Annotated in this window: 9 protein-coding genes; 5 read left to right on the top strand and 4 right to left on the bottom strand. The window is 73.5% G+C overall.

What is annotated here, in order from left to right:
• Nucleotides 1-73: 73 nt before the first annotated feature.
• The 4 genes from VIG76_RS03595 (at nt 74) to VIG76_RS03580 (ending at nt 2,546) form a co-directional block, all read left to right on the top strand.
• Nucleotides 74-976, top strand: a complete 903-nt coding sequence (locus VIG76_RS03595; RefSeq protein ID WP_331951130.1) for a hypothetical protein — start codon at nt 74-76, stop codon at nt 974-976.
• Complete coding sequence (locus VIG76_RS03590; RefSeq protein WP_331951128.1) at nt 973-1,407, top strand: phage holin family protein; 435 nt, start codon at nt 973-975, stop codon at nt 1,405-1,407. The genes VIG76_RS03595 and VIG76_RS03590 overlap by 4 nt, the downstream gene beginning before the upstream one ends.
• Complete coding sequence (locus tag VIG76_RS03585; protein ID WP_331951126.1) at nt 1,404-2,084, top strand: DUF3618 domain-containing protein; 681 nt, start codon at nt 1,404-1,406, stop codon at nt 2,082-2,084. Before VIG76_RS03590 ends, VIG76_RS03585 begins: the two co-directional genes overlap by 4 nt.
• Nucleotides 2,085-2,156: 72 nt before the next feature.
• The gene (locus VIG76_RS03580; RefSeq protein WP_331951124.1) at nt 2,157-2,546 is read left to right on the top strand and encodes a phage holin family protein; all 390 of its coding nucleotides are present in this window, start codon (nt 2,157-2,159) and stop codon (nt 2,544-2,546) included.
• Nucleotides 2,547-2,550: 4 nt separating this feature from the next.
• Here the strand turns inward: VIG76_RS03580 and VIG76_RS03575 are convergent, their stop codons facing one another.
• Genes VIG76_RS03575 through VIG76_RS03565 form a run of 3 tightly spaced genes read right to left on the bottom strand, consistent with a single transcriptional unit; the run spans nt 2,551 to nt 5,918 of the window.
• On the bottom strand, nt 2,551-4,617 hold the full coding sequence (locus VIG76_RS03575) for a YhgE/Pip domain-containing protein (protein ID WP_331951122.1): 2,067 nt from the start codon (nt 4,615-4,617) through the stop codon (nt 2,551-2,553).
• 48 nt (nt 4,618-4,665) lie between these two features.
• Complete coding sequence (locus tag VIG76_RS03570) at nt 4,666-5,280, bottom strand: hypothetical protein (protein WP_331951120.1); 615 nt, start codon at nt 5,278-5,280, stop codon at nt 4,666-4,668.
• Complete coding sequence (locus tag VIG76_RS03565; RefSeq protein ID WP_331951118.1) at nt 5,277-5,918, bottom strand: TetR/AcrR family transcriptional regulator; 642 nt, start codon at nt 5,916-5,918, stop codon at nt 5,277-5,279. The genes VIG76_RS03570 and VIG76_RS03565 overlap by 4 nt, the downstream gene beginning before the upstream one ends.
• An 85-nt stretch (nt 5,919-6,003) precedes the next feature.
• Here VIG76_RS03565 and VIG76_RS03560 point away from each other — a divergent pair, with 85 nt between their 5' ends.
• A complete protein-coding gene (locus VIG76_RS03560) occupies nt 6,004-7,290 on the top strand; it encodes an adenylosuccinate synthase (protein WP_331951116.1) in 1,287 nt (428 codons plus the stop codon).
• A gap of 4 nt (nt 7,291-7,294) precedes the next feature.
• Here VIG76_RS03560 and VIG76_RS03555 read toward each other — a convergent pair.
• The coding region (locus VIG76_RS03555) for a zinc-binding dehydrogenase (protein WP_331951114.1) at nt 7,295-7,925 on the bottom strand (631 nt) is incomplete at its 5' end.

Here is a 7,925-nt window from a genome sequence, read left to right as displayed (position 1 = left end):
AGGGCGCGGGGGCGTCGCGAACATCGCGACAGCCGCCGCCCGCGCCGACACGCTTCCCGAATGAGGAGACACCATGAGCAACTACCCACCCGACGAGCCGGTCTACCCGGCGACGCCGATCTACGACGAGGCGGTCGCGGTCACGCCGGTCCCACCGCTGGAGCAGGGCGGGTCCGACTCGAAGGCCTCGCAGGCCGCCGACCAGGCCAAGCAGACCGCCGGTCAGGCCAAGGAGACCGTGAAGCAGACCGCCGGTGACGTCAAGGACCAGGCCGCGGACGTCGCGTCCACGGCCAAGGAGGCTGGAGCACAGGTCGCCTCGACCACGAAGGACGAGGCACAGCGCGTCGTCGCCGACACCGTCACGCAGGCCAAGCAGCTGTACGGCCAGGCCACCACCGAGGTGTCCTCCCAGGCCGGCAAGCAGCAGGACCGCCTGACGCAGACGATCCGCACGTTCGGCCAGGACCTCGACCGGCTCCGCAACGGCGAGCAGGTCGACTCCGGCCCCGCGGCCGAGCTCATCCAGAACCTCGCCGGCCGTGCCCAGAGCGCGGCCCAGTGGCTCGAGTCGCGGTCCCCGGAGGACGTCCTCTACGAGGTGCGCCAGTTCGCGGCACGTCGTCCGGGCCTCTTCATCGGCCTCGCGGCCGTCACCGGCGTCGTGGCCGCCCGCCTCACGAAGGCGCTCGCCGCGGGTGCGGCGTCCGGCGGCAGCGGATCCGGCTCGACCGGCTACTCCGGCAGCGCCTACACCGGGTACGAGAGCGACTCGACCTACGTGAACGGCGCCACCACCCCGTACGTCGTCCCGGAGCCCGTCGCGGCCGAGTACACGACCGAGGGCACGTACGGCGGCACCGGCTACATCGCCGAGACCGACTACGTGGCCGGCAGCGAGTACGGCACGGAGGCCGCTCCCGAGAACGAGTACGGCACGGGCACCGAGTTCGGCACCACGGGCGGCACTCGATGAGCACCGCCTACACCGGGCCCGACCCGATCCCCGATCCCGCCGCGGAGCGCGCGAGGACCGAGGGTCTCGGCGAGCTCCTCAGCGAAGTCAGCCGCGACCTGTCCACCCTCATCCGGCAGGAGGTCGAGCTCGCGAAAGCCGAGGTCACCGACTCCGCGAAGAAGGCGGGCAAGGGGGCGGGCTTCCTCGGAGGCGCCGCCGTCGCCGGCTACTTCGCCCTCCTGTTCCTCTCGATCTGCGTCTGGTGGGCCCTCGGCCACCTGGTCGGCAACGCCTGGTCCGCGCTGATCGTCGCCGTCGTCTACGGCATCGTCGCCGCGATCCTCGCCCTGCGAGGACGCACGAAGCTGCAGGAGATCGAAGGCGCCCCGCAGACCGCCGAAACCATCAAAGAGATCCCGCCCACATTGAAGCCCGGAGGCACCCGATGAGCGACCCCGACACCATCCGCCGTGAGATCGAAGAGACCCGGCGCAACCTCAGCACCGACGTCGACGCGCTCGCCGACAAGGTGAGCCCGAACCAGATCGTCGACCGCCAGAAGGAGAAGGTCAAGGACCGTCTCCGCGGCGTGCAGGAGTCCGTCATGGGCACCGTGCACCACGCCCAGGACAAGGTCTCGTCCGTCGGGCACGACGTGTCCGGCGCCGCCGGCAACGCGTCCGGGTCCTTCTCGGACACGGCGTCATCGGTGACCGGCACGGTCGCCGACAAGGCCACCGGCCACCCGCTCGTCGTCGGCCTCATCGCGTTCGGCGCCGGCTGGCTGCTGTCCTCCCTGCTCCCGAGCACGCAGAGCGAGCAGCGGCTCGCCGAGACCGCCAAGGAGAAGGCCGCCCCGCTCGCCAGCAAGGCGAAGGAGGTCGCGAAGGACGCCGGTCAGGAGGTCGCGCAGCACCTGAAGGAGCCCGCGCAGCAGGCCGTGCAGAACGTCAAGGAGACGGCGACCGACGCGGCCCAGAACGTCAAGGGTGAGGCGCAGGGCGCCGCCGAGGACGTGAAGGGCCAGGCGCAGGACGCCAAGCAGAACATCCAGGGGTCCGCGCAGGGCGCCAAGGAGGACCTGCAAGGCCAGGCGCAGGACGCCCGGCAGAACCTGCAGTCCTGAGACGACCGGGAACGGGGTCCGTCCGGACTCCGTTCCCGGCCCTCCCACCACGAGGAAGAGGACGATGGGGACATGAGCGACGTCGATCTCTCCTCCAAGGCCCGGATGAAGCTCTCCGGGCTCGTGAACCAGGGCACCAGAGAGGTGTCGAACCTGCTCCGCCGCGAGATCGAGCTCGCCAGGCGCGAGCTCGGTGACTCCGCGAAGCAGGCCGCCAAGGGCGCGGGCTTCGCCGGCGGGGCGGCCGGGGCGGGAGCCCTGGGCGTCGTGTTCGGCTCCATCGCGGTGTGGCAGGTCCTCGCGAAGCGGATGGGCAGCGTCAACGCCGCAGCGCTCGTCGCCGGAGGCTACGCCGGCGCCGCGGTGCTGCTCGCCTCCCGTGCCCGCACCGAGCTGGAGCGGGTGCACGGCGCACCGCGCACCATCGCCACCCTCGAGGAGCTGACGCCCGGCGGCGACTGACCCGTCAGCCGCCGAGCAGGCTCGGCTGCAGATCGCGCAGGGTGCGGTGCCGGGTCATCCGCGCCGCCACCGCCGCGGTGAGAGCCACCGCGGCGACGAGCCAGATCGCGAGCACGCCCGCGTCGCCCCAGGCGAGTGCGGCGTCGCCGCCGAACATCGCCTGCCGCAGACCGTCGACCGCGTAGGCCATCGGCAGCGCGTGGTGGACCGCCGCGAGCGGGGCCGGCAGCGTCTGCCACGGGAAGGTGCCGCCCGCCGTCACCAGCTGCACGAGCATGAGGATCAGGCCGAGGAACTGCCCGACGCTGCCGAGCGCCGCGTTCAGCAGCAGCAGGATCGACGCGAACGTCGCGGCGGTCAGGGCGAGCAGCCCGATCGTGCCGAGCGGCGACTGGATCTGGAAGTCGAGCGGACCCGAGACGATCAGGTAGAGCCCGATCATCTGCGCGACGCCGAGCAGCGCGGGCGTCAGCCACCCGGCCAGCGCCACCCGCAGCGGCGCCTTCACCGCGGTGATCGCACGGCGGGACAGCGGCCGCAGGATGAGGAACAGCGCGTAGCTGCCGATCCACGCGGAGAGGCTGAGGAAGAAGGGCGCGAGGCCGGCGCCGTAGCTGCCCGCGCTCGTGGCCTTCGTGGTCGCCACGGCGGCCGGGTTCCCGATCGCCGCCGCCTCCGTCGTGCGGGAGGCCGTGGTCGTCGCCGGGATCTTCGTGACGCCGGATGCCAGGGCGTCGTGGAGCTTCGTGGCGCCGGAGGCGACGGCGTCGGTGCCGCTCGCCAGGGTGGTGGCGCCGCTGCTGGCGGAGCCGACCCCGCTCGCGAGCGAGGCGGCGCCGGAGGCGACGGAGCGGGTGCCGGTCGAGAGGCTCGTGGTCCCGGTGGCGAGGCGGTCCGCGCCTGACCGCAGCCTGGCCGCACCGGATGCGGCGCTCGCGACGCCGTTCGAGAGCGCCGGCGCGGCGGAGGCGAGGGCCTTCGTGCCGGTAGCGACCTGCCCGGCGCCGCTCGACACCTGGTCGGCGCCGGTCGCGAGGGTGCTCGCGCTGCCGGCGGCCTGGTGCACGGCGCTCGCGCCGGGGGAGAGCACGGCGAGGGCCTGCGCGATCCGGGCATCCGAGAGGCCGTCCGCGGCGAGCCGGGCCCGGAGCGTGGCGGCCGTGGATGCGGATCCGGCGTCGATGCGGCCGAGCGCGGTGGCGAGCGCGGCGCTGCCATCCGCCACATCGCTCGCGCCGCTCGCGGTGCGGCTCGCGCCGGCAGCGAGGGCGCTGGTCTGGGAGGGCAGGGACGCCGTGCGGCTCCGCAGCGTCGCCAGGCCCCCCGCGAGGTCGGAGGCGCCGGATGCGACGCTTCGCGCGCCGCTCGCGACGGTCGTGGCGCCGGAGGCGGCGCGCTGCGCTCCCGCGGAGAGCTGCTGCGCGCCCTGGTCGGCGGTGGCGAGGCCGCTCGCGAGCGATGCCGCGCCGGACGCGGCCTTCGAGGCCCCCGACCGCAGGGACGCCGCGCCGCTCGCCGCATCCGTCAGGTTCCCGCGCACGGTGGCGAGGCCGACGAGGAACTGCTTCGCGGCCGCGGTGCCGACCTGCCGCGTGACGCCCGTGCGGATGGCGGTGGCGGCCTGCCCGGCGATGGTGGAGGCGAGGTAGCCGTTCGCATCGCTCGTGGTGAGCTCCACGCGGGCGCGGGTCGGGTGGGCGGAGGCCGCCGAGGCGAGGTCCTTCGAGAACGAGGCGGGCAGTGTGACGACGAAGTCGACGCCGCCGGTGCGCAGCCGGGCCGCCGCGGTGGAGGCGCTCATCTCGCGCCAGTCGAACTCGGGGTCCTTCAGCAGCTGCTTCGCGACGTCCCGGCCGTAGTGCACGGCGGATCCGTCCACGGTCGCGCCGGAGTCGGCGACGACCAGGGCCGCGGGCACGTGCTTGAGGTTGCCGTACGGGTTCTGGTTGCCCCAGAGGTAAAGACCGCCGTAGAGCAGCGGCACGGTCATCAGGGCGACGAACGCGACGGTGCCGAGGCGGGTCGCGGTGAGGCGGCGCAGCTCGCTGCGCAGCAGGGTGAGGACGGTCATGACGATTCCCTTCCGCCGGGGCGGCGGAGACGGTGGGTGAAAACGGGGTCAGCTGCGGGCGGCGGTGACGCCGGCGGAGCGGAGCACGGGGTCGAGGGCGCGGCCGCCGACGACGAGAACGGGGGTACCGGCCTCGGTGAGGGACCGGACGATGCCGAGCCACTCGTCGGAGGGACCGCCGTGGCGCTCGGGGGAGGTGAGCACGAGGGCGGCCACGCCGGGGCGGGCGGCCGCGAGGGTGAGCAGCAGTCGGATGCGGTCCGTCGGCGGCAGGTCCGTCATCGGGGCGCGGCGCCAGGCGCCGATGCCGAGGTCGTCGAGCAGGTCGACGACCGCCTGCCGCGAGGCCGGGCGGCCGGCCAGCACGAGCTCCTCGCGGACCACCGAGCCGACCGGCACCGCAGGGGTCGGCTCCGAGGCCATCGGGGTGTCGACGAGGGCGACGGCGCGGCGGATCCGCTCCGGGTCCTCCTCCCCGTCGAGCCGGACGGTGCCGCGGTCCGGCAGCATCCGGCCGCCGGCGATCAGCGAGGCGAGCATCGGGCCGCGCTCGGTGCCGACCGCGACGAGGGTCGGGGCGCCGTCGGTGAGCACCGCGTCGAGCGCGGGGAGGGCGGGCGTCGGCTCGTCGCCGATGGTGACGCCGTCGAGCTCGAGCCTCACGGGTGCGCCTCCGCGTCGAGCAGGGTGCGGTTCGCCTCGAGCAGGGCGTGCGCCTCGCGCCAGGACAGGCCGAGCGCGCCGAGTCCCGCGAGGATCACGAGGCGGCGGCCCTCCGTGCGGGACAGGTCGGCGCGCGCGCTCTCGTCGAGCACGGTGAACGCGGCACCCTCGATGAGCCGGGCGACCAGCTCGGCGGGCAGGTCGTCGCGGCCGCTGCCGAGACGTGCGGCGTGCTCCGCGTCGGTGACGAGCCGCTCGTGGATCGGCCCGAGCACCGGTCCGATCCGCTCGCGCAGGGGCCCGTGCACGACGACGCGCGTCATGGCGCGGACGTGCTCGACCTCGTCCCAGACGAGACGCCCGAGCAGCGCGATGTCGAGGACCGGATCCTCGGCGCGGGCGCTGTCGACGGCGGCCGCGACGCGGGCCGCACCACGGTCGGCGAGCTCGGCGAGCAGGGTGTTGCGGGAGGGGAAGTGGCCGTAGACGGCACGGCGGGTGAGCCCGGCCGTCACGGCAATGGTGTCGAGGGAGGCCTCGGGGTCGCGGTTCAGGATCGTCCGCGCCGCCTCCAGCAGGGCCTCGCGGTTCGACGCGGCGTCCCGCCGGGGCGCGCGGGCACGGGCTGCGGTGGTCATGGCCCCATCGTACTCCGATCTTGCACATCGGTGTGCAAGATCAGCATTCGATAGGCTTGGACCCCAACGGCGGAAGGGATCCCGCATGCCGGCCATCGTGCTGATCGGCGCCCAATGGGGCGACGAGGGCAAGGGCAAGGCGACCGATCTGCTCTCCGGTCGCGTCGACTACGTCGTGAAGTTCAACGGCGGCAACAACGCCGGCCACACGGTGGTGATCGGCGACAAGAAGTACGCCCTCCACCTGCTGCCGTCCGGCATCCTCAGCCCCGGCGTCGTGCCGGTGATCGCGAACGGCGCCGTCATCGACCTCGAGGTGCTCTTCGGCGAGCTCGAGGCTCTGGCCGCCCGCGGCGTCGACGTCTCCCGCCTCCGGGTGAGCGCGAACGCGCACGTCATCACCTCGTACCACCGCACCATCGACCGGGTGACGGAGCGGTTCCTCGGCAAGCGGCAGATCGGCACGACCGGTCGCGGCATCGGCCCGACCTACGCCGACAAGATCAACCGCGTCGGCATCCGCGTGCAGGACCTCTTCGACGAGGGCATCCTGCGCCAGAAGGTCGAGGGCGCGCTCGACCAGAAGAACCACCTGCTCGTGAAGGTCTACAACCGCCGCGCGGTCTCGGTCGACGAGGTCGTCGCCGAGCTGCTCGGCTACGTCGACCGGCTGCGGCCGATGGTCACCGACACCTCGCTCGAGCTGAGCACCGCGCTCGACGACGGCCGCACCGTGCTGTTCGAGGGCGGGCAGGCGACGATGCTCGACGTCGACCACGGCACGTACCCGTTCGTCACCTCGTCGAACGCGACGAGCGGCGGCGCCGCGACCGGCTCCGGGGTCGCGCCGAACCGCTTCGACCGGGTGATCGCGGTCTGCAAGGCCTACACGACCCGGGTCGGCGCCGGCCCGTTCCCGACGGAGCTGCACGACGCGTCGGGGGAGTTCCTCCGCTCGAAGGGCTTCGAGTTCGGCACCACCACCGGCCGCCCCCGCCGCACCGGCTGGTTCGACGCACCCATCGCCCGGTACGCGCAGCGGATCAACGGGGTCACCGACTTCGTGCTGACGAAGCTCGACGTGCTCACCGGCCTCGACCGCATCCCGGTCTGCGTCGCGTACGACGTCGACGGTGTCCGGATGTCCGAGGTGCCGGTCTCGCAGTCCGACTTCCACCACGCCGTGCCCGTGTACGAGGAGCTGCCCGGCTGGGACGAGGACATCACCGGCGCGCGCACCTTCGACGACCTGCCGAAGGCTGCGCAGGACTACGTCGTCGCGCTCGAGGCGATGATGCGGGCGCCGATCTCGGTGATCGGCGTCGGCCCCTCCCGCGACGCGGTCGTGGTGCGGCGGGACCTGCTCGACTGAGCCGTCAGGCGTGCACGGAGCGCAGCTTGCGCCCGAGGTACGTCTCGGCGGGCGCGCTCGTGTGCATCCCGACGATCACCTTGCCGCGGCTGTGCCGCGCCTCGAGGTCGGCGAGCGCCTCGGGCAGCTGGTCGAACGCGTAGAAGCCCGAGATGAGCACGCGGATGCCCCAGGTCGCGACGAGCTCCGCGATGTCCGCGAGCATCGTGCGCGCCTCCCGGTCGTCGCCGGGCGCCAGGTAGAACCGCAGCTCGGTCTGCCGCCGCTGATCGCTCGACACGAACCGGCCAGCGGGCACACCGAGCTCGGCCGCGAGGGCCTCGTAGCCGGCGTAGTTGTCGAGCATCGCGGTGACCTGCCGGTCCTTCGCGGCCGTGCGGATGCGCGCCGCCAGGTCGTCGCCGTGCCCCACGGGGATCACGCCGATCGACCGCAGGTAGTCGTGGTTGTCCGAGCCGGCGACGCCGATCACCGACGCGCCCGCCAGCTTCGCGAGCTGGCACTCGATGTGGCCGACGCCTCCGGCAGCGGCCGTGATCAGCACGAGATCCTCCGGCCCGAGGCGGAGGCCCGCCACGAGCGACAGCGCCGTGGTGCCAGCGAGGTAGAGCGATCCCGCGACCTCCCAGGAGAGC

Origin of the sequence: Amnibacterium sp. (assembly GCF_036559085.1) — a bacterium.
Lineage (GTDB): Bacteria > Actinomycetota > Actinomycetes > Actinomycetales > Microbacteriaceae > Amnibacterium.
The sequence above is the reverse complement of the archived record's forward strand: the minus strand, read 5'-3'. Positions and strand labels throughout refer to the sequence as shown.

Bases quoted from the DNA above. Each gene is read 5' to 3' on its own strand.
- VIG76_RS03595 (WP_331951130.1), top strand. From the start codon at position 74: ATGAGCAACTACCCACCCGACGAGCCGGTCTACCCGGCGACGCCGATC.
- VIG76_RS03590 (WP_331951128.1), top strand. From the start codon at position 973: ATGAGCACCGCCTACACCGGGCCCGACCCGATCCCCGATCCCGCCGCG.
- VIG76_RS03585 (WP_331951126.1), top strand. From the start codon at position 1,404: ATGAGCGACCCCGACACCATCCGCCGTGAGATCGAAGAGACCCGGCGC.
- VIG76_RS03580 (WP_331951124.1), top strand. From the start codon at position 2,157: ATGAGCGACGTCGATCTCTCCTCCAAGGCCCGGATGAAGCTCTCCGGG.
- VIG76_RS03575 (WP_331951122.1), bottom strand. From the start codon at position 4,617: ATGACCGTCCTCACCCTGCTGCGCAGCGAGCTGCGCCGCCTCACCGCG.
- VIG76_RS03565 (WP_331951118.1), bottom strand. From the start codon at position 5,918: ATGACCACCGCAGCCCGTGCCCGCGCGCCCCGGCGGGACGCCGCGTCG.
- VIG76_RS03560 (WP_331951116.1), top strand. From the start codon at position 6,004: ATGCCGGCCATCGTGCTGATCGGCGCCCAATGGGGCGACGAGGGCAAG.